This window comes from Methylobrevis albus, assembly GCF_015904235.1.
Classification (GTDB): domain Bacteria; phylum Pseudomonadota; class Alphaproteobacteria; order Rhizobiales; family Pleomorphomonadaceae; genus Methylobrevis_A; species Methylobrevis_A albus.
This window is the reverse complement of the sequence record NZ_JADZLT010000040.1, coordinates 244,270-268,837: the sequence shown is the minus strand read 5'-3', so window position 1 is coordinate 268,837 and position 24,568 is coordinate 244,270. Positions and strand designations below refer to the sequence as shown.

At 70.9% G+C, this 24,568-nt stretch carries 18 protein-coding genes; 8 read left to right on the top strand and 10 right to left on the bottom strand.

Annotated features, from left to right (window positions below):
- Positions 1-31: 31 nt before the first annotated feature.
- A complete protein-coding gene (locus I5731_RS03295; RefSeq protein WP_197309935.1) occupies positions 32-583 on the bottom strand; it encodes a SixA phosphatase family protein in 552 nt (183 codons plus the stop codon).
- Between the two features lie 224 nt (positions 584-807).
- Here I5731_RS03295 and I5731_RS03290 point away from each other — a divergent pair, with 224 nt between their 5' ends.
- Positions 808-1,983, top strand: a complete 1,176-nt coding sequence (locus tag I5731_RS03290; protein ID WP_197309934.1) for a vWA domain-containing protein — start codon at positions 808-810, stop codon at positions 1,981-1,983.
- A gap of 32 nt (positions 1,984-2,015) precedes the next feature.
- On the opposite strand, the gene I5731_RS03285 is transcribed toward I5731_RS03290, so the two are convergent.
- Positions 2,016-3,074: a methyl-accepting chemotaxis protein gene (locus I5731_RS03285; protein ID WP_197309933.1), complete on the bottom strand. Its 1,059-nt coding sequence runs from the start codon at positions 3,072-3,074 to the stop codon at positions 2,016-2,018.
- 380 nt (positions 3,075-3,454) lie between these two features.
- Between I5731_RS03285 and I5731_RS03280 the strand changes: the two genes are divergently transcribed.
- The 3 genes from I5731_RS03280 (at position 3,455) to I5731_RS03270 (ending at position 5,534) form a co-directional block, all read left to right on the top strand.
- Positions 3,455-3,751 (top strand): hypothetical protein, encoded by a 297-nt coding sequence (locus tag I5731_RS03280; protein WP_197309932.1) that lies wholly within the window; start codon positions 3,455-3,457, stop codon positions 3,749-3,751.
- 127 nt (positions 3,752-3,878) lie between these two features.
- The gene (locus tag I5731_RS03275; RefSeq protein WP_197309931.1) at positions 3,879-5,240 is read left to right on the top strand and encodes a glutamine synthetase family protein; all 1,362 of its coding nucleotides are present in this window, start codon (positions 3,879-3,881) and stop codon (positions 5,238-5,240) included.
- A gap of 120 nt (positions 5,241-5,360) precedes the next feature.
- Positions 5,361-5,534, top strand: coding sequence for a hypothetical protein (locus I5731_RS03270; RefSeq protein WP_197309930.1), 174 nt, complete (start codon positions 5,361-5,363; stop codon positions 5,532-5,534).
- 249 nt (positions 5,535-5,783) lie between these two features.
- Here I5731_RS03270 and I5731_RS03265 read toward each other — a convergent pair whose 3' ends face one another.
- The 3 genes from I5731_RS03265 to I5731_RS03255 all read right to left on the bottom strand — a co-directional run bounded on the left by I5731_RS03265 (position 5,784) and on the right by I5731_RS03255 (position 6,998).
- Complete coding sequence (locus tag I5731_RS03265) at positions 5,784-6,104, bottom strand: 2Fe-2S iron-sulfur cluster-binding protein (protein WP_197309929.1); 321 nt, start codon at positions 6,102-6,104, stop codon at positions 5,784-5,786.
- 84 nt (positions 6,105-6,188) lie between these two features.
- Complete coding sequence (locus I5731_RS03260; RefSeq protein ID WP_197309928.1) at positions 6,189-6,554, bottom strand: Hpt domain-containing protein; 366 nt, start codon at positions 6,552-6,554, stop codon at positions 6,189-6,191.
- Between the two features lie 123 nt (positions 6,555-6,677).
- Positions 6,678-6,998, bottom strand: a complete 321-nt coding sequence (locus tag I5731_RS03255; RefSeq protein WP_197309927.1) for a hypothetical protein — start codon at positions 6,996-6,998, stop codon at positions 6,678-6,680.
- Positions 6,999-7,252: 254 nt separating this feature from the next.
- On the opposite strand from I5731_RS03255, the gene I5731_RS03250 reads away from it, so the two are divergent.
- Positions 7,253-14,434 (top strand): apolipoprotein A-IV repeat region-like domain-containing protein, encoded by a 7,182-nt coding sequence (locus tag I5731_RS03250; RefSeq protein WP_197309926.1) that lies wholly within the window; start codon positions 7,253-7,255, stop codon positions 14,432-14,434.
- Positions 14,435-15,081: 647 nt separating this feature from the next.
- Here I5731_RS03250 and I5731_RS03245 read toward each other — a convergent pair.
- The 4 genes from I5731_RS03245 to I5731_RS03230 form a co-directional block, all read right to left on the bottom strand.
- Positions 15,082-15,726, bottom strand: coding sequence for an ABC-type transport auxiliary lipoprotein family protein (locus I5731_RS03245; RefSeq protein ID WP_197309925.1), 645 nt, complete (start codon positions 15,724-15,726; stop codon positions 15,082-15,084).
- Between the two features lie 161 nt (positions 15,727-15,887).
- Positions 15,888-17,549, bottom strand: a complete 1,662-nt coding sequence (locus tag I5731_RS03240) for an MlaD family protein (RefSeq protein ID WP_197309924.1) — start codon at positions 17,547-17,549, stop codon at positions 15,888-15,890.
- Positions 17,549-18,424 carry an ABC transporter ATP-binding protein gene (locus I5731_RS03235; RefSeq protein ID WP_235981495.1) on the bottom strand — a complete coding sequence of 292 codons (876 nt, stop codon included), beginning with the start codon at positions 18,422-18,424 and terminating at the stop codon, positions 17,549-17,551. The genes I5731_RS03240 and I5731_RS03235 overlap by 1 nt, the downstream gene beginning before the upstream one ends.
- A 3-nt stretch (positions 18,425-18,427) precedes the next feature.
- On the bottom strand, positions 18,428-19,567 hold the full coding sequence (locus I5731_RS03230) for an ABC transporter permease (RefSeq protein WP_197309923.1): 1,140 nt from the start codon (positions 19,565-19,567) through the stop codon (positions 18,428-18,430).
- 189 nt (positions 19,568-19,756) lie between these two features.
- Here I5731_RS03230 and dgcN point away from each other — a divergent pair, with 189 nt between their 5' ends.
- Positions 19,757-20,767 carry an N-acetyltransferase DgcN gene (gene dgcN / locus I5731_RS03225; RefSeq protein ID WP_197309922.1) on the top strand — a complete coding sequence of 337 codons (1,011 nt, stop codon included), beginning with the start codon at positions 19,757-19,759 and terminating at the stop codon, positions 20,765-20,767.
- Positions 20,767-21,747 carry an N-acetyl-D-Glu racemase DgcA gene (gene dgcA, locus I5731_RS03220; RefSeq protein ID WP_197309921.1) on the top strand — a complete coding sequence of 327 codons (981 nt, stop codon included), beginning with the start codon at positions 20,767-20,769 and terminating at the stop codon, positions 21,745-21,747. The genes dgcN and dgcA overlap by 1 nt, the downstream gene beginning before the upstream one ends.
- 16 nt (positions 21,748-21,763) lie before the next feature.
- Here dgcA and I5731_RS03215 read toward each other — a convergent pair whose 3' ends face one another.
- Positions 21,764-22,927, bottom strand: coding sequence for an MFS transporter (locus I5731_RS03215; protein ID WP_197309920.1), 1,164 nt, complete (start codon positions 22,925-22,927; stop codon positions 21,764-21,766).
- Positions 22,928-23,109: 182 nt separating this feature from the next.
- On the opposite strand from I5731_RS03215, the gene I5731_RS03210 reads away from it, so the two are divergent.
- A complete protein-coding gene (locus I5731_RS03210) occupies positions 23,110-24,333 on the top strand; it encodes a protein phosphatase CheZ (protein ID WP_197309919.1) in 1,224 nt (407 codons plus the stop codon).
- Positions 24,334-24,568: the final 235 nt, after the last annotated feature.

The window sequence follows — 24,568 nt, the reverse complement described above, 5'->3', positions numbered from 1 at the left end:
CAAAAGACGCCCTGCCGGAGGCAGACCGAACCTAGTCGTCGACCTCTTCCGTCTCCTCGCCGCCGACGAGTTCCAGCTCGCGCGGGCGGAAGAAGGCGACGATGCGGCCGGTGCCGGGCACCAGCTTCGACCAGTCGTCGCCGTCGACGTCGATCACCGCCAGCCCGGCGGTCGGGTATTTCTCGCGGATCTGCTCGGTGAGCTCGGGGTTGCCGCGGTCGATCATCGAGAGCGCGAAGGACTGGATCGTCGGATTATGGCCGATCACCAGCAGCGTGCGTGCCGCCCCGCCGAGATCGCGGATCGTCTTCAGGTAGCCCGCCTCGGTGGTCTCGTAGAGCCGGCGAACGAAGTGCGCCGAGATGTCGGTCGCAAAGAACGGCAGGATGCCGGCGAAGGTCTCGCGCGTGCGCCGGGCGCTGGAGCACAGCACCCGGTCGGGCGCCAGCCGGTGGTCGGCCATGTGCCGCCCCATCAGCGGTGCCGAGGCGCGGCCGCGCAGGTTGAGCGGCCGGTCGAAGTCGCGCAGCGTCGGGTCGCCCCAGGCCGATTTCGCGTGTCGAAGCAGAAGCAGTCGCGCCATGATGCGGGTTCGGTATCCTTGGCCGTTGCGAAGAGCGGCGCCTGCGGGTCCGGACCCGCCGCGTGCCGCGGAAGACAGGCGTCCGTCCGGCCCGGCGCGACCCCGTTCCGGGCGGTCTGCGACAGCGGACCGGTTGACCCGCCTGCCCCGAGCGCGACTATAGCCTGATTCCGCGCCGGGGCACGCGCCGCCCGCACGGCGCTCGAGCAGCGGGCGATGCGACGATGTTCCTCACCTTCTTCACCGAGCTCAAAGCCGCCGGCGTGCCGGTGTCGGTCCGCGAGTACCTCGACCTGATGGCCGGGATGGAGCAGGACGTGCCCGACCTCGACGTCGAGCGCTTCTACTATTTCGCCCGTGCGGTTCTCGTGAAGGATGAAGCGCATCTCGACCGGTTCGACCGGGTTTTCTCGCAGGTTTTCAAGGGCCTGGAACTTCTGTCGGATTCAGTTTCGGCGGAGATCCCGGACGAGTGGTTGAAGAAGCTCGCCGAGCGCATTCTCACCGAGGAGGAGAAGGCGGAGATCACGGCGCTTGGCGGCTTCGACAAGCTGATGGAGACGCTGAAGCAGCGCCTCGCCGAGCAGAAGGACCGCCACCAGGGCGGCTCGAAGTGGATCGGCACTGCCGGCACCTCGCCGTTCGGCGCCTACGGCTACAATCCCGAGGGCGTGCGCATCGGGCAGGACCGCAGCCGCCATCGCCGCGCGGTGAAGGTCTGGGACCGGCGCGAGTTTCGCGACCTCGACGACCGCGTCGAGATCGGCACCCGCAACATCAAGGTGGCCCTGAAGCGCCTGCGCCGGTTCGCCCGGGCCGGCGCCCGCGACGAACTCGACCTCGGCGGCACCATCGACGCCACCGCCCGGCAGGGCTGGCTCGACGTGCGCATGCGGGCCGAGCGGCGCAATGCGGTGAAGGTGGTGCTGCTGCTCGACGTCGGCGGCTCGATGGACGACCACGTCCGCATCTGCGAGGAGCTGTTCTCGGCGGCGCGCTCCGAGTTCAAGCACCTCGAGCACTTCTATTTCCACAACTGCATCTACGAGCGGGTCTGGCGCGAGAACAGCCGTCGCCACGTCGAGAGCGTGCCGACGATCGACCTCATCCACACCTTCCCGGCCGACACCCGCATCGTCGTCGTCGGCGACGCGGCGATGAGCCCCTACGAGATCACCTATCCGGGCGGCTCGGTCGAGCACTGGAACGACGAGCCGGGCTCCGCCTGGCTCGCCCGGGTGACGCACGCCTGGCCGAAGCTCGCCTGGCTCAACCCGCTGCCCGAGGCGCACTGGGACTACACCGCCTCGGTCGGGCTGGTGCGCCAGGCCGTCGGCGGGCGGATGTATCCGCTGACGCTCGCCGGCCTCGACGCCGCCATGAGCGCGCTCTCCCGTTAGGCACGGGCTGTTTCCTGCCCTCGCCGGCCGGATCAGGCGGGCTGCTGCACGATGACGCCGTACCAGCCGAGGCCGCGATAGGTCTCGTAGCCGGGCGTCGCGTGGAAGCCGACAGTGCCCCCGTTGCTGTCGACATAGTGGCCGGACCGGCGTCCGCCGGACTCCAGCGGAAACACTTCGGCCCGCCCGGCCGGCACCGGCGGCGACGCGGCGATCACCCGGCCGCGACCGTCGACGAGCATCACCCGCGAGCGCGCCCGCTCCTCCGGCGTCAGCCGCACGCCGTCGACCACGGCCCGCGCCTGCGGCTCCCAGTCGAAATGCACCGCGAGCACGCCGATCGTCCGCCCGTTCACCGCCCCGCCGGCGCGGATGGCCGTCGCATAGGTCGCGACCGGCCGCGCGCCGAGCAGCGGCTGCGGCGCGACGTCGGCGACCGCATAGTCGTCGCCGCTGCGCAGGCCTGCCGCATCCGAGAACCAGGCCTCGTGCGAGACGTCGCGGCCGGTAACGGCGAACTGCTCCGGCCGGCCGCTCGCGATCACGCGGCCGTCGAGGCCGACGATCCAGATGTCGAGATAGACGGTGTAGGCATTGAGGATGACGCCGAGCCGCTGCACCGTGTCGCGCGTCGCGCCCGCCGTGGCGCAGTCGACCACCGCCGAATCCGTCGCCCACCAGCGCACGTCGCAGGTGCGCTCATAGAGGTTGCGATCGACGATCTCGATGGCGTTGAGGGCGAGGTCGACCATCCGGCTGCCCGCCGCGCTCGCCGCCAGACGCGAGGTCATGTCGGTGATGGCGTCGATCCGCTCGATGAGTTCCTTGTCGAGTTCCTGGGTGATGCCACCGACGCGAGCGGCGATCTCGCGCACTTCGGCGGCGACGACCTGGAAGCCGCGGCCGAGTTCGCCGACGCGCTCGCTTTCGATCATCGCGTTGAGCGCCAGCATCCTGAGTTGCGACGTTACCGCCTGCACGGCCTTGATCTTGTCCTGCGCGAGACGGCGCAGGTCGCCGGATGCCGATGCGATGGTGCCGATGTCGAGGTGTTCATCGACGCTGACCCGCAGATCCCGTGCAACCGGCATGCAAACACCCCCTCAGATGCAACCGAAGATTAAAATTATATCTACAAATCAAACTGTTACCGTTACTGAACAAGTGTTTTAATTCGTAATTCTACTTAGCGCCACTCTATCGCCGCATAAGCGTTGTACCGCATGTCATCTTCAGAGTTGCAGGCGCGCCCGGCCGGGACGAGATCCCCCGACCCGATATCCGCGGAATCCGTGGCAATCTGTCGAGAACCGGAATGCACGCGATGAAGCGCCTGAAAAAGTTGAGCTTTTGGCACTCCAAGCCGACAGTCATGCGTTAATGCATGGCGGCCCAGCTTTTTGACTGAATGGTCAATCAATATTCGTTCGCGTACAAGTCATTATACCTTCTAATGAGGATCGGAGCGGCCATGCGCTTTCGGACCGAGCTCAGCATCCAATGCTACGACCCGGCCAAACTGTTCGACGCCGGCGTCGCCGCCGCTCAGCATCTCGACATCTCGCGCGAGATGTACCTTCGGGCGCGCGCATCGTCGGCCGATGCCGTGCAGTTCGACGCCAAGGCGTTGCTGACGCTCGCGACGCTGCTGCCGGGCTGCGACGTCACCGTCGAGCGGATCGGCCGCGGCGATGCGAAGACCGAAGGCGACAATCTCGCCGCCCTGCGCCGGGCGGCCGAGCCGCGCTCCGCGAGCAACGCGGGCTGAGTTCCCGCGTCGGGGCGGCGCTGCGCCGCCACATGACAGCCGGCGCGGTTGAAGCTATCTCCTGACGATGCGGCCCGATGTGGCCGATTCCGTCCGGGAGCCCCCCATGACAGCCTCCAGAACAGCCATGTCCGCGCTCCCGGCCGACCGCGCCGGCCGCGTGCAATGGCTGCGCGACAACCGCATCGACGAGGTCGAGTGCATCGTGCCGGACATGAACGGCATGATGCGGGGCAAGATCGTGCCGCGCGAGGATTTCATCCGCGTCATCGACGAGGGCATCCGCCTGCCCGAGTTCGTGTTCTTTCAGGCCGTCACCGGCGACACCGCCGACGATTCCGAAGTGGTGAACCCGCTCGACCGCGACGTGCGCTGCGTGCCCGACCTCGGCACCATGCGCCCGGTGCCGTGGTACGAGGAACCGACCGTCCAGGTGATCTGCGACTGCTTCTTTGCCGACGGCACCCCGGTCGACTTCGCCCCGCGCTCAGTGCTGCGCCGGGTGCTGGAGCTCTACGAGGCCCGCGGCCTGCGTCCCGTCGTGGCGCCCGAGCTCGAGTTCTATCTCGTCGGCCGCAACGACGACCCCGACCTGCCGCTCACCAAGCCGATCGGCCTTTCCGGCCGGCGCGAATCCGGCCGCCAGGCCTACGGCATCGAGCACGCCAACGACTTCGACCACGTCGTCAACCTGATGTACGACTACTGCGAGGCGAGCCGGATCGAGATCGCCACCATGGCGCACGAGGCCGGCCCGGCCCAGCTCGAGATGAACTTCCGCCACGGCAGCGCCATCGAGCGCGCCGACCAGACCTTCCTGTTCAAGCGCACCGCCCGCCTCGCCGCCCGCAAGCACGACATGATCGCCACCTTCATGGCGATGCCGCACGTCGACGAGCCGGGCTCGGCGACGCACATCCACCAGTCGATCGTGCGCACCTCGGACGGCCGCAACATCTTCGCCGAATCCGACGGTTCCGACACGCGCGCGCTGATGCACTACATCTCCGGCCTGCAGCGCTACGTGCCGAAGGCGATGAGCCTGTTCTGCCCGAACGTGAACTCCTACCGCCGCATCCGCCTCGAATCCGACGCGCCGATCAACGTGCACTGGGGCCGCGACAATCGCACCTGCGGCCTGCGCGTGCCCGATTCCGGCCCCGAAAGCCGGCGCGTCGAGAACCGCGTCATCGGCGCCGATTCCAATCCCTATATCGCGACCGCCGCGACGCTGGCCTGCGGCCTGCTCGGCCTCGAGGAAGGCATTCCGCCCGAGCCGGTGGTGGAGGTCGACGCCCACACCCTCGGCGTCTCGCTGCCTTCCCACCTGCACGACGCGCTGGTGGCGCTGCGCGGCTGCGAGCCGCTGCGCCGCGTGCTGGGACCCCGCTTCGTCGAGGCGTTCATCGAGGTGAAGGAACTGGAGCTGCAGCTCTACAACCGGGTGATCTCGAGCTGGGAACGGGAATACCTGCTGCTCAACGTCTGAGCCGGCGGTTGGCGTGTGCGCCGGCGAAATCCGCCCGCATGCCTTGCACGCCGCCGCGCCTGGCCCCAGATCCTCGGGTGTCGCCGGAATGAACCGGCGCGATACCAGGAGGAACCAACGATGAGCGATCCCGTTCCGCTCGGCACCGGCTGGTCCACCGAGGCCGTTCGCCGCTTCGTCAGTCTCGCCGAGGAAGGCGCGACGGCCGAGGTGATCAGCCTGAAGCTGCAGCGCCCGCTGCCCGACATCCGCGCCAAGGCCGCCGAACTCGGCCTCTCGCTGAAGGCGGCGTGAGGCGGGGTGGACTGAGGGCTGAGTCCCGAGCCGCACGTCCCTTCCCATGAGGGTGGATTCATCCCTCCCCCTCGTGGGGAGGGTGGCGAGCGCAGCGAGCCGGGAGGGGTAACGGCCTCTCCACGGACGAAGGCGAGGCTGTTACCCCTCCCGACCCGGCCGTTGGCCGGGCCACCCTCCCCACGAGGGGGAGGGATGCGCCAGCCCGATGGGAAGCGCTCCGCCGCCCCGTGCCCCGATCTCTTCCCCTCAGGCCTGCCGCTCGGGCACCCGCACCACCAGTCCGTCGAGATCCGAACTCAGCTTGATCTGGCACGACAGCCGCGAGGTCGGGCCGACCTCGAAGGCGAAGTCGAGCATGTCCTCTTCCATCGGCGACGGACCGCCGGTCTTCTCCGCCCACGCCGGGTCGACGTAGACGTGGCAGGTGGCGCAGGCGCAGGCGCCGCCGCATTCGGCGTCGATCCCGGGCACCATGTTGCGCACCGCGTTTTCCATGACCGTGGAACCGACGCCGGCCTCGACCGTGAACTCGCGTCCGTCGTGGGTGATGTAGGTGATCTTGGGCATGGAGGTCCTTCGCATCGGAAAGCACCGGGCGCGAAAGGACGCGGCCGTGCGGCGCTTCCCGACATAACCACTGAAACGCTGCCGTCAAGCGCCGCCGATGTCGCCCGCCTCGATCGCCGCCACCGCATCGTCGACGGCGGCTTCGAGTTCGGCGAAGGCAGCGCCGGGATCGTCCTCCCCGCGCACGGAGGCGGTTTCCACCGCCGCGGCGGCCGCCGCCACCCGGTGCGCGCCGATCCCGCGCGCCGAGCCGGAGAGAAGGTGCGCGATGCGCCCGAGGTCGCCGCCGGCCTTCGCCTCACCGATGAGGCGCCGCGCCTGGGCGACGAACATCGCCAGCACCTCGCGCGCCAGCGCCGCGTCGTCGAAGGTCTGCGCCGCGAGATGCGCCGCATCGATCGGCGGTTCCCGTCCCGGCCCGGCCGGCGCCCGCCCGTCACCCTCGCCCATGGTCCCTCCCGGCGCCCCGCGGCCTGCGTCGACACCCGGCGCCCGGAGCGGCGATTCGGTCGGCGGCTGAGGCGCTTGGCGCCGGCCTTTCAGGCAGAAAAGTGAAAATATGGTTAATGGCGGTTAACCCTCGTCGCCGCCGGGTGGCGACGGGCGCGACGTGACCGCGGCGCGGCCCGTTTCGGTCAGCCGGCAGACCAGCCAGTCGGGCTTCACCGGGTTGCTCGTCCAGCGTTCCGCCCAGCCCGCCGCGAGGCAGTCCTCGATGATTTTTGCCGGAATCCTGCGCTCCTCGATGTCGTAGAGCGGCAGCTTGCCACCCGGCGCCGTGAGGCCGCGCACCAGATAGCGCCGCTCGGCGTCGCTCGGCACGGCCGGGGCGGAAGGCGTGGCGGCGCGTCGCCGCGACGGGCCCTTCGCCGACCTGCGGCTGCCCTCGACCATCTTCACACCCTGTTAACAATTGGCGCCGGACCGGCCAATTCCTTGTCCGTACGAGGGCAATGTGCCAAAACCATGCGAGGGCGGCAAGGCTGTGAAGCGGCGCAATCGGCGGAGAATTCCGCGGAAAACGCAGGCTTCCGCCGGATCGGCGGTCGGGAGAGGTCACCCCGGCGGTCAATCGGTCTCTTGCCCCTCATCGGCGGCGCGTTGCGAGAAGCGGCCGGTCTGTATCGAGTACGGACGCGAGGCGATCAATGGCGAACAATACGACGAAGAAGACGGATCCGGCTGAACTGGCACTGTCGGCGGTCGAGGAGGCGCTGAAGATCGACTTCGGCGTCGGCGACGAGCCGCAGAAGCCCGGCTCCGGCACGCCGTCCGACAGCGATTTCGCCAACCTGTTTTCCGATCCCGAGCCGGCGAGCCCCGAGGCCGCCGCCCGGGCCGACGCCGTGCGGCCCGACCGCGTGCCGGAACCCGCGCCCGACGCCGCCGAGCCGGCGCCGCCGCGCCTCGGCCGTCCGACCAGCGCCGCCAACGACGATCGCCGCGCCGTCGGCAACGTCCTTTACAAGCTGCAGCGCCGGCCCTCGACCACCGTGTTCTGGCTCGCCTTCGCCGCCTCGATCGCCTGGGGCGTCGCCGTCGGCCTCGCCGGCTGGTCGATCTTCGCCGCCGACATCGCCGCCGGCACCGCGCCGCTGACGCTCGCCGCCCGCCCGCAGGCGCTGACGCTCGCCGCCCTGTTCGTCATCCCCGTCTTCTTCATCTGGACCATGGCGCTGATGCTGTGGCGGGCGCAGGAAATGCGCCTTGCGGCCCGCTCCATGACCGAGGTCGCCCTGCGCCTCGCCGAGCCGGAGGGCGTCGCCCGCGAATCCGTCGTCACCGTCGGCCAGGCCATCCGCCGCGAAGTCGCCGCCATGGGCGACGGCATCGAGCGGGCGCTGGCCCGCGCCAGCGAGCTCGAGGTCCTCGTGCACAACGAGGTCGCCTCGCTCGAGCGCTCCTACACCGAGAACGAGATCCGCATCCGTGCGCTGATCGAGGAACTAGTCAACCAGCGCGAATCCGTCGTCTCCAACGCCGAACGCGTCCGCGTCTCGATCGCCGGCGCCCACCAGAACCTGTCCGAGGAAATGCGCACCGCGGGCGAGTTGATCTCGACCCGCCTGGAAGAGACCGGCCGCGGCCTCACCCGCTCGCTGGGCGAAAAGGCCGAGCAGCTGACGCTCGCCTTCGACGCCGCCGGCCGCAACCTCACCTCGATCGTCGCCGAGCGCGGCGACGAGTTCGTCACCCGCATGGAAGAATCGAGCCGCGACATCGCCGAGCGGCTCGACCGCACCGGCGCCACCGTCGACGAGAAGCTCACCACCTCGGGCAACGAGGTCGCCGAGCGCCTCGGCACCGCCGCGGACGCCGCCGCCACCCGCTTTGCCGCCGAGGGCGAGACCTTCGCCCGCCAGATCGAGGCGACCGAAACCAGCCTCACCTTCCAGCTCGCCTCCGCCGCCGGCCGCGTCGTCGACACCGTCAGCGCAACGGCCGCCGACGTCACAGAGACGCTGTCGCGCACCGCCGACGAGGCCGCCGCGCGCTTCGCCGCCGAGGGCAACGCCGTCACCGGCGCCCTGGTCGGCACCGCCGCCGAGGTCACCGGCGTGCTCGCCGGTACCGCCGCCGAAGTCACCGCCCGCCTCACCGAGACCGGCGCCGACGTCACCGGCACCCTCGCCCGCACCGTCACCGAGACCACCGAGCGCCTCGCCGCCGAGAGCCGCGCCGTCACCGAGACGATCGCCGCCACCGGCACCGAGGTCACCGAGAAGCTCGCCCTCACCGGCGCCGACATCGCCGACCGCCTGGCGCTCACCGGCTCGGAAGCCGCCGAGCGCCTCGCCTCGACCGGCACCGACGTCATGTTCGACTTCGAGATGCGCGCCGGCCAGATCACCGACCGCCTCGCCGCCAGCGGCGCCGAGGTCAACGAGCAGCTCCGCGTCCAGGGCACCACCCTGGTCGAGACGCTGTCGATCCAGGGCGGCACCCTCGCCGCGACCCTTGCCGAGCAGGGCAACGCCCTCACCGCCACGCTCACCGAGCAGGGCGGCGCGCTGGTCGCCTCGCTCGACGGCCAGGGCCGCGAACTGGTGACGCTGATCGGCGCCCGCACCGGCGAGCTCGACGCGACGCTCACCAGCCGCACCGGCGAGCTGCAGGCCGCCCTCGCCGCCCGCACCGACGAACTGCAGTCGGCGCTGTCCGGCGGCACGATGGACCTCGAGACCGCCCTCACCAGCCGCACCGGCGCGCTGCAGGCGACCCTCGCCGCCCGCACCAACGAGCTCGAAACCGCGCTGGCCGCCCGCACCGGCGAGCTGGAAACCACCCTCGCCGCGCGCACCGGCGAACTCGAATCCGCCCTCGCCAGCCGCACCACCACCATCGAGCGGCTGCTCACCGACCGCACCGACGCCATCGTCGTCGCCTTCGACGAGCGCGCCGGCGGCCTCGACCAGAGCCTCGCCGACCGCACCGCGGCGCTTGCCGAAACGCTCGGCCGGTCGGCCAGCGAGATCGACGAAGTCGTCTCCGCCCGCGGCCGCGAGATCGCCGACACGGTGGCCGAAACCACCGCCCGCTTCACCGAGGAACTCGGCGCCCGCGCCGCCGAGGTCGCCGAGGTGATGACCGAACGCGCCAACGAGGTCTCCGGCGAGGTGTCGCGCAGCAGCGCCGAGGTCGTCGCCGCCCTCACCGACCGCATGGACGACGTCACCGGCACGCTGCGCTCCACCGGCGAAGCGCTGATGATCGACCTCGCCATCCGCGGCGGCGAGATCAACGACCGCCTCGACGAGGCCGGCAGCCGCATCACCGGCGAGATCGCCACCCGCGCCACCGACCTCGTCAACCGCCTGTCGCAGACCGGCCGCGAGGTGCACGACGTCATCACGGTGAACGGCGGCGGCCTCGCCGACAGCCTCGCCGAGACCGGCGCCGCGATCGCCCGCACCCTGACCGAGCGCTCGGACTCCGTCCGCGCCCTGATCGACCAGGCCGCCGCCTCGGTGGAGAGCACTCTCTCCACCTCCGGCACCGACTTCACCGACCGCCTCGCCACCATCGGCGCCGAGATCGCCCGCTCGATCAACGCCCGCGGCCAGAAGGTCGCCGAGACCATCGCCATCACCGGCAACCAGCTCGCGACCCTGCTCGACGATCGCTCCGACGCGCTGTCGTCGAGCTTCGAGGCGCGCATCCGCGTCCTCGACGAGATCGTCAACGGCCGTGCCGCCGCCCTCGTCGAAAGCCTCGTCAACCGCACCGGCGAGATCGACCGGACGCTGGAAGAGCGCGTCACCGGCTTTGAAACGGCGCTCGCCGCCCGGACGCTGGCGATCCAGGCCGCGATCGAGGCCGGCTCCAACGTCATCGACCGTGCCCTCGGCGACAACGTCGACCGGCTGCAGACGCTGTTCGACGGCCGCACCGGCGGCATCGTCACCACCCTCGACGAGCGCCTCGGCAACTTCGAGCAGTCGCTCGACCGCCGCACCGGCACGCTGGTCGAGCTGATCGACGGCCGCACCGGCGCCGTGCTCGGCTCGCTCGACGAGCGCACCGAGCGCTTCTCGGGCGCCCTCACCACCCACCTCACCAGCTTCGACGAGAACGTCGGCGGCCGCCTCGACAACGCCACCGCGCTGATCGTGGTGAAGACCGACCAGCTCGCCGAAACGCTGGACCGCCGCACCCAGGCGATCGACCAGGCGCTCGACGCCCGCGCCCGCCAGATCACCGAGACCCTCGTCGCCCGCACCCGCGATCTCGCCCAGGCGTTCTCCTCCGGCCAGACCGAGATGGTCGAGGCCATCGAGGGCCGCATCGAGGTCGTGGCGCAGTCGCTGCAGAAGAAGACCGAGGAATTCACCGACGTCCTCACCGACAAGGTGTCCGAGATCAACATCTCGCTCGGCTCCAAGGTGTTCGAGGTCGCCGAAACCCTCGACAGCCGCGCCGAGCTGCTGCAGACGACCCTCGATGCCCGCCTCGGCGCGATCACGGCCCGCCTCGCCGGCGAGACCGAGACCGCCCGCGAGGCGCTCGCCCGCGCCATCCTCGACGCCGCCTCGATCCTCGAGCGCGAGAGCAACCGCGTCCGCACCGAGCTCGTCGGCACCGTCGAGGACGCCGCCGGCCGCCTCGGCACCGAGACCGACCGCGCCCGCTCGGTGCTCGACGACGCCCTCGCCGCGATCGCCACCGCGATCTCCGACGAGGCCGCCCGCGCCCGCGTCACCATCGAGGCGACCACGGCGGGCTTCGCCGGCTCGCTCGGCGGTGAGGCCGACCGCGCCCGCACCCTGCTCGAAGAGACCGCCGACCGCTTCTCGGCCACCGTCGGCGCCGGCACCGAACGCTCGCGTGCCGATCTCGACCTCGTCGCCACCTCGTTCGCCGACCGCGTCGTCGCCGGCGCCGAGACCTCGCGCAGCCTGCTGGAAGCCGTCGCCGGCACCGTCGCGATCTCGATCGCCGACGGCACCGAGCGCTCGCGCGCCGATCTCGAAGCCGCCGCCCGCGACTTCGCCGTCGCCGTCACCGGCAGCGCCGAGAACTCGCGCGGCCTGCTCGAGGGCGTCGCCAGCGGCATCGTCGACACCGTCGCCAGCGGCACGCTGCGCACCCGTGAAGACCTCGAAGCCGCCGCCCGCGAGTTCGCCGCCGCCGTCACCGGCAGCGCCGAAAGCTCGCGCGGCCTGCTCGAGGGCGTCGCCACCGGCGTCGTCGACACCATCGCCAGCGGCACCGCGCAGACCCGCGGCGACCTCGAGACGGCCGCCACCGACTTCGTCGGCGCGATCGCCGGCGGTGCCGAGGCGTCGCGCGGCGAGCTGCAGGCCGCGGCCGGCAGCCTCACCGAGGCGATCGCCGCCGAGACCGGTCGCAGCCGCGCGCTGATCGAGGCGACCACCACGGCGCTGACCACCGCCATCGACACCGAGGCGCGCCGCGCCGAGCAGTTGCTCACCGGCGCCACCGACGGTGTCACCGGCGCGATCAACGCCGAGGCGGAGCGCGCCCGCGCCTCGCTCGAAACCGCCCTCGGCACCGTCACCGCGGCGATCGGCTCGGAATCGGAGCGCGCCCGCACCCTGCTCGAGGAAACCCTCGGCGGCGTCACCGGCGCCATCGGCGGCGAGATCGAGCGGTCGCGCGGCGACCTGCTCGCGATGTCCGACACCGTCACCGGCCGCCTCGCCATCGAGCGCGAGCGCACCAGCAAGTCGGTGCTCGAACTCGTCGAGCTGCTCGCGAAAGCCCTCTCCACCGAGAGCGAGCGCGTCCGCACCGACGTCGTCGCCGCGATCGACAGCCTCACCGGCCGCCTCGGCGACGAGAGCGAGCGCGCCCGCTCGATCCTCGTCTCCTCGGTCGACGAGGTCTCCGACCGCCTGTCGAGCGAGAGCATCCGCATCCGCTCCAACCTGCTCGGCTCGGCCGAAGACATCTCCGGCCGCTTCGCCGAGGCCGCCGAGGCGCTGGACGCGGCGCTCGCCGCGCGCAGCAGCGAGGCCTCCGGCCTCATCGACGGCAGCACCGCGCGCCTCACCAACCTGCTCGCCGAGCGCATCACCACGCTGCGCGAGCTGATCGAGGGCCGCGGCGGCGAACTCGCCGATGCCTTCGTCACCGGCGCCGGCGTGCTGACCGATGCCTTCGACGCCCGAAGCGACGAGATCACCGCCCGCGTCCGCCTCGCTGGCGAGCGCCTGATCGGCGAACTCGACCGCAGCGGCAACGGCATCGTCGAGCAGATCGCCGGCAAGGGCACCGAGGCGTCCCGCGCCGTCGCCGCCTCGTCGCGCGCCCTGCTCGCCGCCCTCGACCAGCAGAGCCGCGACGTCGTCGCCGCCGTCTCGACCACCAACGAGCGCGTCCGCGACGACATCACCGGCGTGCTCGGCCAGCTCACCGAAGCCAACGAGAGCCTCGGCCAGATCCTGTCCCAGGCGAGCGGCAACCTCGCCCGCATCGAGCGCGGCCTCAGCCAGCAGACCGGCGACTTCCGCAGCGCCATGGACCGCGTCGTCGACGACACCGCCGGCGCCGCCCAGGTGATCGCCGAGAACGTCTCGACGCTGCGCTCGGTCTCGACCGACGTGATGGCCAACGTCACCGCGATCTCGGAGCGCTTCGAGAGCCAAGCCCGCACCCTGTCGGGTGCCGCCAAGGCGCTCGCCGAGGCGAGCACGACCCTGGACGGCACCGTCTCGGAGAAGCAGGCGGCGCTCGAAGCGGCGGCGAATGGCCTCGCCGACACCGCCGCCACCGTCGGCCGCTCGATGGAGGGCTTCACCGCCCTGATCAGCGACACGCTGGCGACCGCCGACAAGCGCGCCCGCGAGGTCGGCCACCTGCTGTCCCGCTCGGCGGAAGCCGCGGCGACCAACGTCACCGAGCAGCTGCAGTCGCTCGGCATGACCGCCGAGCTCGAAGGCGAGAAGACCCAGAACGCCCTCGTCGAGCTGAAGGAAAACCTCGTCCGCGAGGTCGGCGAGGCGATCGGCGACGCGGTGCGCCGCTTTGCCGAGGCGACCGAGGACATGCGCCGCACCGCCGGCACCGTCCAGGCCGAGCTCGACTCGATCCGCGGCGACCTGCGCGACGGCATCCTCGCCCTGCCGCAGGAAACCCAGCAGTCGGCCGCCGCGATGCGCAAGGTCGTCGGCGAGCAGATCCGCGCGCTGAACGAGCTCTCCGAGATCGTCGCCCGCAACAGCGGCGGCGCACCGACGACGCCGCGCGGCGTCGCGCCGACCCGCAGCAGCGCGCCCGCCGCGGCGGCCACCGCCGTCGCCACGGCACCGCGGCCGCAGCCCGCCCCGCGTCCGGCGCCGACGCCGGTCGCCGCCCCGGCCGCCACCCTCGCCCCCGAAACGGTGCCGGCCGCAGCCGCGCCGAAGGGCGAGCGCGGCTGGATCGCCGACCTCTTGCGCCGCGCCTCCGACGAGCGTGCACCTGCCCTCCGTGGCAACGAGCCCGCCCCGGCGCGTGCGCCCGAGAACGGCCGCAGCCCGCTGCACATGGTCGAGTCGCTGAACTCGCTGTCGGTCGACATCGCCCGCGCGATCGACCACGAGGCTTTCGTCGACCTCTGGCATCGCTACCGCAACGGCGAGACCGGCGTCTTCACGCGCCGCCTCTATACGCTGCAGGGCCAGCAGACCTTCGACGACATCCGCCGCAAGTACCAGCGCGACCCGGAATTCCGCGCCGCCGTCGACCGCTACCTCGCCTACTTCCAGTCGCTGTTCGAGGACATCGAGCGCACCGACACCGACGGCACCGTGGCGGAAGGCTACCTCGCGTCCGACACCGGCAAGGTCTACACCATGCTGGCGCACGCGAGCGGCAAGCTCGGCTGAGGCCGGGCGGGGATGGTTTGAATGCGTGGAAGGGCGCCCGGTTGGGCGCCCTTCTGCGTTGTGGGCGGATAGCTCGCGCGGGGCGTCCCACGGATCAAGGTGAGCTGGGCGGCGGGGCGCGGGAGGCGCGCGGGGCACGGCCGGGCGTGCGGCACGCCGCTTGTTCGCAGCCTGTCGTCGCCCTGTAGGACACCGGATCGAGGAACCGGCTCACCTCGCCATCCCGCGCCAAGGGGTCTTGGCAAGGACGGGACGCGGCGCCGCCGCGGCTTTTCCCTCGCCCTTCGAGACAGCCGCTTCGCGGCTTCCTCAGGATGACGAAAAGGGCAAGCGACTGAAATGAAAAGGAATTCCCTCGGAGGCCTCATCCTGAGGAAGCCCGTGAGGGCCGTCTCGAAGGACGAGGCCGGGTGCGCCAGACCCCACCTTTCGGGAGGCTCGGCATCGTGGAAACGACGATCGAGGACTTGGGTGAGTTGCGGGGATCAAGCCGCCGTGGGCTGAGCATGCCATGCCGGCAGTCTCGGGGGAGCAGACGGTCAGCAGCTGGGACGAAACCAACCCGTGGACAAAGGCCGTCCGGCGCTGCGGACCCGCCCTATCCCCTGCCCTTCACCACGCTCCGCAGGTCAGCAAAATCGCCCGCCTCACACCCGTCCCAGCACCCACCCGATCACCTGCCCGATCGCGTCGGTCGCGGCCCGGTCGAGGGCGGCGACGCCGGCTTCGGCGGTGTCGGAGGCGGAGGGGGAGCGGGTGTCGAAGATGCGGGTGGCGACGACGCGGCCGGTGCGGTCGTCGAGGATCTTGACGCCGAGCGAGACGACGGCGGCGTCGCCGGCGGCGTCGAAGGCGAAGTTGCGGATGTCGACGATGATCTGGAAATCGATCGTCAGGCTCTCGCCGGGGCGTCCGACGGCGCCGGCGCGGCCGCTGTTCTCGAAGGCGCGCACCAGCTTCGCCTGCAGCAGCCGCGGCAGCTCGTCGCTCCACTGCGCCGCGGGGAAATAGGAGATCTGCATCGGCGACGGGTTCACCGCGATCCGCGCGGTATCGAGCGCCTCGATCGCCGAGGGCACCGGCACCAGCAGTTGCGCCGTGCTGCTGCCGGCGGGCGGCGGCGTCGCCGGCACGGTGAGGTCGTAGATCGACGGCGGCGTACTGCCGCCACCGAGCGCCGCGCATCCCGAGACGAGGGCGGCGAGCGACAACGCCGCGAAAAGCCGCGCCGCCGATCCCCGCCGGCCGCATCGTGCTTCGCCCATGCCGCCCGGCATCTGCCCTGCCATCATCGAGACTGTTCCTTGAAGCCGCACGGGATCGATTCGCCGATCCCGCAACCTATCCTTAAGAGACGGTCACTTCGCACGAAAAGACCGTCGACGGCTGCCAGGCACGGTTCCCGCCGCGTCGTAGCGCCGCTGCAACAGATTCAGCAGTGCGGGACGCCCGGTCAGCGCCGCCGCGGCGCGTACTCCGGCACGCCGTCGTTGCCGAAGATGAACTGCTGCGGATCGCGCTCGACGCCGCTCAGCACCCGCTCGAGCCGGCTCAGCGCCCGCCGCCCCTCGATGACGAACTGCGTGATGCCCGAAAGGCCGCGGTCGGAGAAGCTGGCGACATTCGCCGTGATCGGCCCGATCTGCGCGTTCAGCGTATCCGCCGCCGAGCGGATCGAGCGCATTGCCGCCGTCGCCTCGACGACCAGCCCCTCGCCGTCGCCCTCGACGTAGTTGTCGATCTTCTGCAGCACGCCGTCGGCGCGGCTCGCGATGCCGTTCATCTGGTCGGCGAGCTGGCGGGCCGAAACGATGATGGCGTCGACGTCGGGCCGCCGCGTGTCGATGGTCCGGCCGAGGTCGGCGAGGCTGTTCGAGGCGGTCTGGAGGTCGCCGAGCACCTCGTCCATCACCTCGCCGGTGCCCTGCAGCCGCGCCGTGAAGGCGCTGACGTCCTCGACGACGGCCTTCACCCGCGGCGGATCGATCGCGCCGACCACGGCGCCGACCTGGGCGAAGGTGTCGCGCACGGTGACGACGATCGGGCCGAGCGCCGTGGAGGTATCGGCGATCGAGCGCGTCGCCGTCTCGACCGACTGCACGATCGTCTCGATGCGCTGCGGATCGACCGCCTTGACGAGGCGGTCGGCATCGACGGCGATCGAGCCGACCCGCTCGCTCGCCTCGCGCACCGCCTGCACCAGCGCCCGCACCTCGGCCGGATCGATCGCGGTGACGACCTGGTCGGCCCGCTCCATCACCTGGGCGAGGCTGGCGCTCGCCTGCGTGACGTTGTCGAGCAGCGCGTTGATCTCGGCCGCTTCGATGCCGTCGGCGATGGTCTGGGCGCGGGCGAGGATGCCGTCGAGCCGTTCGGCCGCCGCAACCGCGCCGTCGACGATCTCCGTCACCTTCTGCGGCTCGACCGCGGTGAGGATCTCCTCGACCCGCGTCACCGAGCCACGCAGCTGGTCCGACATGTCGCCGAGCGCCGCGGCCGCCTTGGAGACGTTCTCGACCACGCCGCCGATGTCGTCGGCATTGCGGGCGAGCGCCTGGGTGAAGGTCTCGACGTTGTCGATCGAGCGGCCGAAGGCCGGGCCGTTGTCGGTGATGAAGTCGTCGATCGCCGCCATCGCGCTGTCGGCGCGGATCAGCACGTTGCGCGCGCTTTCCAGAATGTCCTGGAACGGCGACACCTCGGCCTGGATCGTCGGAATCCCGCCCTCCGGCGGCACCGTCTCGGTCAGCAGCGGCGCATTGCGCGAGCCGCCTTCCAGCGCGAGGTTCGCGATGCCGGTAAAGCCCTGGTAGCTCAGCACGGCGCGGGTGTCGGTGCGGATCGGCTTGGTGCGGTCGACGTTGATCATCGCGACGACGGTGCTCGGATCGTCCGGATCGAGCTGCAGGTCGGAGACCTCGCCGATGCGGATGCCGTTGAACAGCACCGCCGAGCCGGTGTTGAGGCCGGTCACGGCGCCCGGAAAGATGACGCGGATCGCGACGCGCTGCGCGCGTTCACCGGCATTGGTCAGCCACAGCATGAACGCGATGGTGATCACGACGATCGCCAGCACGGCGCCGCCGATCGCAGCGTAGTTGGCGCGGGACTCCATCAGGCCTTCTCCGTGGTCCGGGTCGAAGCGGCTGCCGCGGCTGCGGCGTCCATCGCTTCAAAATCATAGTGCTGGGCACGCTCGCCGTTGAAATAGGCTTGCGTCCAGGGATGGTCGAAGTTTTTCAGTTCGCGGAACGTGCCGTCGACCAGCACCTTCCGGTTACCGAGCACCGCGATGCGGTCGGTGATGCCGACCAGGCTGTCGAGATCGTGCGTCACCATGAACACGGTGAGACCCAGCGTGTCGCGCAGGTTGCGGATCAGCGCGTCGAAGTCGGCGGCGCCGATCGGGTCGAGCCCGGCGGTCGGCTCGTCGAGGAACACGATGTCGGGGTCGAGCGCCAGCGAGCGGGCGAGCGAAGCGCGCTTGATCATGCCGCCCGACAGTTCCGAGGGAAACTTGTCGGCCGCGTCCGGCGGCAGGCCGACGAGCTCGATCTTCAGCCGGGCGAGTTCATTGCGCAGGTCCTCGGGCATCGGGAAATGCTCGCGGATCGGCACGGCGACGTTCTGCAGCACGGTCAGCGAGGAAAACAGCGCGCCCTGCTGGAAGAGGACGCCCCAGCGGCGGCCGATCCGGTTGCGCTCGGCATCCGTCGCCGCGTCGAGATCCTGCCCGAAGATCTCCACCGTGCCGGCGATGCGCCGGTTGAGGCCGATGATCGTGCGCAGCAGCACCGACTTGCCGGTGCCCGAGCCGCCGACGACGCCGAGGATCTCGCCGCGGTAGACGTCGATGTCGAGGTCCTCGAGGATCGGCTTGCCACCGAAGCCGACCGTGATGCCGCGGCCGCGGATCACCACCGGCCGCTCGCCTGCGTCGGTCTTCGCCGTCGTCGCCGCTTCCATGACCTCGGGCGCCGGATCGTCCATGCGTCAGATCCCCGCCGAAGCCAGCATGATGGCGAAGAAGCCATCCATGACGATCACCATGAAGATGCCCTTCACCACGGAGAGCGTGGTGTGCAGGCCGAGCGATTCGGCCGAGCCCGACACCTTGCGCCCCTCGACGCAGGCCATCAGCCCGATCGTCGCCGCCATCACCGGCGCCTTCGCGAGGCCGATCAGCACATATTGCAGCGTCACCGCCTCGCGCAGCAGCTGGAAGAAGGTGTTCGACGGGATGCCGATATAGGTGACCACGATCACCCAGGCCCCCGCGAGCGCCGCGAGGTCGGCGACGATGGTGAGCAGCGGCAGCGAGATCACCAGCGCCAGCACGCGCGGCATCACCAGCACGTCGGTCGGCGAGACGCCGAGCACGGTGAGCGCGTCGATCTCCTCGCGCATCTTCATCGAGCCGATCTCGGCGGTGATCGCGCTGCCCGTGCGCCCCGCCACCATGATCGCGGTGAGCAGCACGCCGATCTCGCGGCAGACCAGCACGCCGACGAGGGCGATGACGTAGACCTCGGCGCCGAAGGTGCGGAGATAGAAGCCGCCCTGCTGGGCGATGATCATGCCGATCAGGAAGCTCATCAGCGCGACGATCGGGATCGCCTTCAGCCCCATCCGGTCGATGTGGTTGAACAGCGACGCCCAGCGCATCTTGCGGCGCAGCGTCAGGAGCCCCACCACCGCGGCGCAGAGTTCGCCGAACAGGCTGAGCACCGCGAGCGCATCACCGACGAGGTCGAGCGCCTGCCGGCCGACGGCCTCGATGAAGCGCTGGGCGATGTTGCCGCGCGCGGGCGCCGACGTCTGGTCCTGGCCGAAGCGGCCGACCGTCTCGATCAGGCTCGCCGCGTCCGCGTCGAAATTCTCCAGCGCGACCTTGCGGCCGTCGGCGTCCAGCCGTCGCCGCGCGGTTTCGACCAGCCAGGCGCCGGCCGTGTCGAAGCGGGTGATCGCGCTGCCGTCGACGACGATGTCGCCCGGTTCGGCGTCCATGGCCCGGGTCAGCCGATCGCGCAGCACGCCGGCCGATTCGATGGTCCAGTCACCTGCCAGCGCGACGCGCCCGGCGTCGGTCGTCGCGGCGCCGGCTTCGGCGACCGGAGCGGTCGGTTCCGTCATGCGTCGCTGCTCGACCGGTCACCGGATGCGTTCGTCACGCCGTCACTCCCGCCATCGCCATCGGCTCGCATCGGGCGCTGCCCGATGCTTGCCGCCGATCTTCCCCGCCCATATACCGGTTTGCACCGCACCCTGTCGACCGTCGCAAAATGCGCGCGGCGACGCGCCGTTCCGCGAAAGGTCCGCGCCATGGAGATCGCCCGTCCCTATCTGATCTTCCTCGGCGACGTGCACGACGCGCTCGCCGCCAAGACCGGGCTCGGCATCGTCGACTGGCGCCGCGACTGGTGCGTCGGCCAGCTGCGCCTTCCCGGCTGCAACGCCGACGCCGGCCTGCCCGACCTCACCCTCGCCGAGGCGACGGCCGCCGGCGCGAAGACCCTCGTCATCGGCGTCGTCAACCCCGGCGGCCTGCTGCCCGACCACTGGGTGGCGACCATCGTCGCCGCGATCGCCGCCGGCATGGACGTCGCGAGCGGCCTGCACATGCGCCTCGGCGACGTGCCGGAAATCCGCGCCGCCGCCGACGCGGCCGGCGCCAAGCTGTTCGACGTGCGCCACGCCGACCGGCGTTTTGCCACCGGCAAGGGCACCAAGCGCAGCGGCCTTCGGCTGCTCACCGTCGGCACCGACTGCTCGATCGGCAAGAAGTACACCGCGCTGGCGCTGGAGGCCGAGATGCGGGCGCGCGGCATGGACGCCGATTTCCGCGCCACCGGCCAGACCGGCATCCTGATCTCCGGCCGCGGCGTCGCCATCGACGCGGTGGTGGCCGACTTCATCTCCGGCGCCGCCGAATGGCTGACGCCGGACGCCGCCCCCGGCCACTGGGACGTCGTCGAGGGCCAGGGCTCGCTGTTCCACCCCTCGTTCGCCGGCGTCACCCTCGGCCTCCTGCACGGCAGCCAGCCGGACGCCTTCGTCGTCTGCCACGAGCCGACCCGCACCACGATGCGCAATGTCGCCCACCCGCTGCCGACGATCGCCGACGTGATCGACCTCACCATCGCCTGCGGCCGGCTGACCAACCCGGCGATCCGCTGCATCGGCATCGCGGTCAACACCGCCGCCCTCGACGAGACGGAAGCCCGCGCCGTGCTGGCCGCTACCGCCGACGAGTACGGCCTGCCGGCGTCCGACCCGGTCCGCTTCGGCGTCGGCCCGCTCGTCGACCGCCTCGCCGCGGAGTTCCCGGCCTGATGCGCGCCCTCACCGTCGCCGCGGAACGCTGGCCGATCGCCGGTCGCTTCACCATCTCGCGCGGCTCGAAGACCGAGGCCGCCGTGGTGGTGGCGACCGTCACCGACGGCGCCCACGCCGGCCGCGGCGAATGCGTGCCCTATGCCCGCTACGGCGAAACCGTCGAGGGTGTCGCCGCCGACATCTTGGCGATGGCGGACGCGGTCGCGGCCGGATTGGACCGCGAAACGCTGCGTCGGACGATGAAGGCGGGTGCAGCCCGCAACGCACTCGACTGCGCCCTCGTCGACCTCGAGGCAAAGCAAAGCGGCCGCCGCGCCGCGGCGCTGTTCGGCCTTCCCGAGCCCGCGCCCCTCGTCACCGCCTATACGCTGAGCCTCGACACCCCCGAGGCGATGGCCGCCGCCGCCCGCGCCAACGCCGGCCGGCCGCTGCTGAAGATCAAGCTCGGCGGCCCCGGCGACGCCGAGCGCCTCGCCGCCGTGCGCAGCGGCGCGCCCGATGCGGCGCTGATCGTCGACGCCAACGAGGGCTGGTCCGCCGAGGTCTTTCCGCTGATGATGGCCGCCTGCCGCCAGCACCGCGTCGCCCTCGTCGAGCAGCCGTTGCCTGAGGGCGCCGACGCGGCGCTGGCGGACATGCCGCGCGACGTGCCGGTCTGCGCCGACGAGAGCGCCCACACCAGCGCCGACATCCCGCGCCTCGCCACGCTCTACGATGCGGTTAACATCAAGCTCGACAAGACCGGCGGCGTGACCGAGGCGCTGGCGATGGCGGCGGCGGCCGAGGCGGCGGGGCTCGACGTCATGGTCGGCTGCATGCTGGCGACGTCGCTCGCCATGGCGCCGGCGCTGCTGGTCGCCGCCCGCGCCCGCTACGTCGATCTCGACGGCCCGCTGCTGCTCGCCGCCGACCGGGTGCCCGGCCTCGTCTACGAGGGCTCTACGGTGCAGCCGGCGACGCCGGACCTTTGGGGCTAGGCCCCCGCGGCCGGGTTCAGCTGGCGACCGGCAACCGCTGCACGCGTGGGCCCACGGCGAGGAGGAGCACCAGCGCCGCCGCCGAGAACGCCGCCATCAGCGTGAAGGTCCCGCCCCCGCGCGCGGCAAACCCCGCCCCGGACAGCGCCGTCGACACCGCCATGAACAGCCCGACGAAGATGACGTAGGTGCTCTGCGCCGAGGCGACGCGGCCGTCCGGCACCACGGACGAGATGAAGCGCATCATGCCGAGGTGGGCGCAGGCGAAGGTCCCGGCGTGCGACACCTGCATCAGCGCCGTCACGGCCGGGCCGTAGTCGCCCGGAAACAAAAGCCAGCGCACCGTGCCGGAAGCGGCGGCGAACACCAGCAGTCCGTAGGGCGAGACGTGCCGGAACACCGCCGGCCCGGCCGCGAACAGCAGGATCTCCGCGACGACACCGATCGCCCAGAAGATCCCGATCGCCGCCTCCGAGTAGCCGCGCTGCTGCCAGACCAGCGAGGCAAAGCCGTAGAGCGCCGCGTGGCCGGCCATGATCAGCCCGCCGGCGACGAGCACGGCGAGGAAAACCCGGTCGCGCAGGATCGCGGCGCTGGCGCCGCCCGAGGCGGCGACCGTGCGCCCCGTCGCCGGCAGCACGAAGGTGGCGAGGAAGGTGAAGGCGAAGGTGGCGAGCAGCGCGAGGAACACCGCGTCGATGCCGCGATCGGCGAGCAGCGCGCCCCCCGCCATGTTGGCGACGATGAAGGTCGCCGAGCCCCAGAGCCGCATCCGCCCGTAGTTGCCGAGCCCGCGCCGGTCGATGCTGAGCGCGATCGCCTCGGTCACCGGCTGCAAGCCCTGGACGAGCAGCAGCACGAGGCTCGCCGTGACAAAGATCTGCCAGGGCGCGGTCGCACTGCCGAAGGCGATGGCGGCGCCGAAGGTCGCGGCGGCCACGATCGACAGCGCAAAGCGCCGGTCGGGCAGCCGCCCGGCGAGGGCGGCGATCACCGGCAGCGCGACGAGGCGGAGCAGATAGGGCGCGGCCAGCACATAGCCGATCGTCTCCGCACTCAGACCGCGGGCCGCGAGGATCAGCGGAAAGTAGGGAATCAGAATTCCGGTGCTGAACAACGATGCGCCGAAGAAGAACGACATCGCTGCGGCGGCGGAGAGACGGAACTGTGCGGTTGCCACGACCAGTGACCGGCCATAAACTCGAAAGTAGGAATCAGTCGCTAGTGTCGCGCCTGCTTCGTCGTTGCAGATCAGTCGATTTACGGATGACAACGCCCTTGCCGAGGCAGGGGTGCATGACCGGATGAAACTGCGGCGCCGAAAAACGACCGAAGACGTATCATGGGGCCTCGCCCGCGGCTATGACCAACACGCAAATCTCCCCGCTGCGCGAGCAGGACTTCGAGGCGATCGAAGCCGCCGTGATGGAAACCGAGCGTGGCCGCTGGTTCCTCGCCGAATATGCCCGCCGCCACCGCGCCGCCGACACGGTGGTCGTGGTCGACGCCATCGGCAAGCTCGAGAAGCTGCTGCGCCGCGAGCGCCGCCCCGACGCCGACCGTATCCGCCTCGACATCGGCGAGATGAAGGACGCGATCGAGCGCACCAAGGCCGAGATCGCCGAGATCAAGTTCGAGGGCGCGACCGGCAGCCGCTTCCACCAGGCCTCCGACGAACTCGACGCGATCGTCACCCAGACCGAGCACGCCACTTCCGAGATCCTCGAGTCGGCGGAGAAGATCCAGGAAATCGCTTGGGTGATGCGCGAGGCGAAGGTCGAGGAAGAGATCTGCGCCGCGCTCGAGACGCTGACGACCACGATCTATACCTCCTGTTCCTTCCAGGACCTCACCGGCCAGCGGACGCAGAAGGTGGTGCACGTGCTGCGCTACCTCGAGAGCCGCATCGATTCGATGATCGAAATCTGGGGCATGGAGCCGTCGGAGACCGCGGCGCCCGTGGCGAGGCCGCATCCCAACCACATGGACACCCGCCCCGACGCCCACCTCCTCAACGGCCCGGCGCTCGCCGGCCAGGGCACCGAGCAGGCCGACGTCGACGACCTGATGGCCGCGGCACCTGCGGCCTTCGACGACGGCACCGCCGCCGACACCATGGTGTTCGACCGGATCGAGGCCGAGGACGAACCGCTCGCCGACGACGTGGCCGCCTTTGACGAGATCGCGGCCTTCGACGACGTTTCGGACACGGCAGCCGATCTCGCCGCCGATGAGCTCGGGGCCGATGACCTTGAGACCAATGACCTCGGGGCCGGCGCGTTCGATACGGCCGAAGCCGCCGCCGCGGCAGATCTCCTCGAAGTCGCCTCGACCTTGGAAGCACCGATCGACGACGCAGGTGCGGTTGACGCGGCGGACGAGGCGTCCGCCGGCGACATCGACGCCTTCGCCGCCGACACTGCGCTCGACGAGCCGGAGGAAGAGCCGGACACCGCATTCGAGCCGCCCGCGGCCGACCCGCAGCCCCGGCCCGCCGCGCTGCGTGCCGCCGCGGCGCATGACGAGGACGACACCGACGTCCTCTCTCGCCTGAGCCTCGACGAGCGCTACGCCCTGTTTGCCTGACGGACGACGGCGCCGATCTCCACCCTGAGGAAGCCGCCAAGCGGCCGTCTCGAAGGGCGAGGAAAAGCCGGCGCGACAGGCACCTTCAATCTCGGCCGTGGTCTGCGGATAGCTGGAAGCGAACCAACGACAGGCGCGATCTGCCCGTGCGCCCCGACCGCCAAATCCGGCAGCATCCGCGCCGATCCGGCCCCGGCAGCAATCTTTTCCAAGCCAGCGGGCGCTGTGACGCGCT

What these genes read in the sequence shown, in the direction of transcription:
- I5731_RS03275 (WP_197309931.1), top strand. Translation starts at nt 3,879, where the DNA reads ATGTCCGCGCTCCCGGCCGACCGCGCCGGCCGCGTGCAATGGCTGCGC.
- I5731_RS03295 (WP_197309935.1), bottom strand. Translation starts at nt 583, where the DNA reads ATGGCGCGACTGCTTCTGCTTCGACACGCGAAATCGGCCTGGGGCGAC.
- I5731_RS03265 (WP_197309929.1), bottom strand. Translation starts at nt 6,104, where the DNA reads ATGCCCAAGATCACCTACATCACCCACGACGGACGCGAGTTCACGGTC.
- I5731_RS03280 (WP_197309932.1), top strand. Translation starts at nt 3,455, where the DNA reads ATGCGCTTTCGGACCGAGCTCAGCATCCAATGCTACGACCCGGCCAAA.
- I5731_RS03255 (WP_197309927.1), bottom strand. Translation starts at nt 6,998, where the DNA reads ATGGTCGAGGGCAGCCGCAGGTCGGCGAAGGGCCCGTCGCGGCGACGC.
- dgcA (WP_197309921.1), top strand. Translation starts at nt 20,767, where the DNA reads ATGCGCGCCCTCACCGTCGCCGCGGAACGCTGGCCGATCGCCGGTCGC.
- I5731_RS03245 (WP_197309925.1), bottom strand. Translation starts at nt 15,726, where the DNA reads ATGATGGCAGGGCAGATGCCGGGCGGCATGGGCGAAGCACGATGCGGC.
- I5731_RS03250 (WP_197309926.1), top strand. Translation starts at nt 7,253, where the DNA reads ATGGCGAACAATACGACGAAGAAGACGGATCCGGCTGAACTGGCACTG.
- I5731_RS03285 (WP_197309933.1), bottom strand. Translation starts at nt 3,074, where the DNA reads ATGCCGGTTGCACGGGATCTGCGGGTCAGCGTCGATGAACACCTCGAC.
- I5731_RS03260 (WP_197309928.1), bottom strand. Translation starts at nt 6,554, where the DNA reads ATGGGCGAGGGTGACGGGCGGGCGCCGGCCGGGCCGGGACGGGAACCG.
- I5731_RS03240 (WP_197309924.1), bottom strand. Translation starts at nt 17,549, where the DNA reads ATGGAGTCCCGCGCCAACTACGCTGCGATCGGCGGCGCCGTGCTGGCG.
- dgcN (WP_197309922.1), top strand. Translation starts at nt 19,757, where the DNA reads ATGGAGATCGCCCGTCCCTATCTGATCTTCCTCGGCGACGTGCACGAC.
- I5731_RS03235 (WP_235981495.1), bottom strand. Translation starts at nt 18,424, where the DNA reads ATGGACGATCCGGCGCCCGAGGTCATGGAAGCGGCGACGACGGCGAAG.
- I5731_RS03290 (WP_197309934.1), top strand. Translation starts at nt 808, where the DNA reads ATGTTCCTCACCTTCTTCACCGAGCTCAAAGCCGCCGGCGTGCCGGTG.
- I5731_RS03270 (WP_197309930.1), top strand. Translation starts at nt 5,361, where the DNA reads ATGAGCGATCCCGTTCCGCTCGGCACCGGCTGGTCCACCGAGGCCGTT.
- I5731_RS03210 (WP_197309919.1), top strand. Translation starts at nt 23,110, where the DNA reads ATGACCAACACGCAAATCTCCCCGCTGCGCGAGCAGGACTTCGAGGCG.
- I5731_RS03230 (WP_197309923.1), bottom strand. Translation starts at nt 19,567, where the DNA reads ATGACGGAACCGACCGCTCCGGTCGCCGAAGCCGGCGCCGCGACGACC.